This is a genomic window from Natrinema pallidum DSM 3751 (assembly GCF_000337615.1).
GTDB classification, from domain to species: domain Archaea; phylum Halobacteriota; class Halobacteria; order Halobacteriales; family Natrialbaceae; genus Natrinema; species Natrinema pallidum.
The window spans coordinates 1-1,262 of record NZ_AOII01000079.1; the positions used below are offsets into that span (position 1 = coordinate 1).

The following is a 1,262-nucleotide window of genomic DNA, read 5'->3' on the forward strand; positions in this document are numbered from 1 at the left end:
CCTGCCGGTCCGTTTCGTTCTTGGGCGTCAACAAGAGCGCGTCGTCCTCGGGATAGAACTCGACGGTCGTTCCGGCGCTGACGTCATTGTCGGTCGCCCACGTTTTGGGGAGCGAGACGGTGTATGTCGATCCGCCCGTCACCTGGACCTTGCGCGTCTCCATGTGGCGGTGTTTCGACCGGTCGAATATAAATACAGGTGGAACTATAGAGCAGCCTCTGTAGATGCGTATACGCCACCTACTGACTCGTTTCTGACCGATTTCAGGTGGGAGTAATGCATAGGAATACTGTAATTGGTTGTGTGGTATATAGACATTCGTAGCTGGAGGAGGGGCTCGATTTTCGACTACGACCCGATACGTCCCGGTACTGTCGGCCGGCATATCGGACGGTCCGCAGTCGGAACGCAATCGCCGAACTCTGACGACTCCCGTCTCGTCTCGACCGGCTAGCGGAGTGGTTCGGTGCTGGTAATTCGAACGATACTGCCCACACTCGATGTCCAGACGGTCGTTTCGAGGGAACGGTGCTGCTCGAGTCCGTCGAGCCACCTTCGAATGTTCTCCGGCCGACGGCACCGATTCCAGTTGCCATCGCCGCCGCATCGATTGTGCTATATAGACATATGTGGACACTGATCGATATATATGGCTCATAGCATCCCTTTTTTATACCCCATCGAATCAATCACGTGATGGCAGACAACCAGTTCGGACGCGACGCAGTATCGCGACGGAAGTTCATCGCCGGGACGGGTGCCGCCAGTGTCGCAGCCATCGCAGGCTGCAGCGAGACGAGCGATGGGAACGGTGACGGGGATGAGCTCTCCGGAGAGGTCATCGTCAAGGGATCGAGTACCGTCTTCCCCATCTCGGACGAGATGGCCCAGCGATTCATGAACGACCATCCGAAGGTCAACGTCACGGTCGACCCGACCGGGAGCGGCGGTGGCTTCGAGAATCACTTCTGCCCCGGGAACGCCGACATCAACGGCGCATCGCGGCCGATCAAGCAGGAGGAGACGAATCACTGCGCCGAAAACGATGTCTCGCCGATCGAGATGCACATCGCGGGCGACGCCCTCACGGTCGCGGTCAGTCCCGAGAACGACTGGGTCGATAGCATGACCTTCGACGAACTGGCCCAGATTTGGGGCGACGACAGCGCTACCATGTGGTCCGACGTTAATTCCGACTGGCCCGACGAAGAGCTCGAGCTCTACGGCCCCGACACGACCTCAGGGACCTACGACTGGTTCAC

Annotated in this window: 2 protein-coding genes; one reads left to right on the top strand and one right to left on the bottom strand. The window is 58.6% G+C overall.

From position 1 onward, the window contains the following. Positions 1-163 (bottom strand): AbrB/MazE/SpoVT family DNA-binding domain-containing protein (locus C487_RS19655; protein ID WP_006186195.1); only part of this gene is annotated, 163 nt, incomplete at its 3' end. 533 nt (positions 164-696) lie between these two features. On the opposite strand from C487_RS19655, the gene C487_RS12750 reads away from it, so the two are divergent. After that, a partial coding sequence (locus C487_RS12750; protein ID WP_006186196.1) for a substrate-binding domain-containing protein occupies positions 697-1,262 on the top strand: 566 nt, incomplete at its 3' end.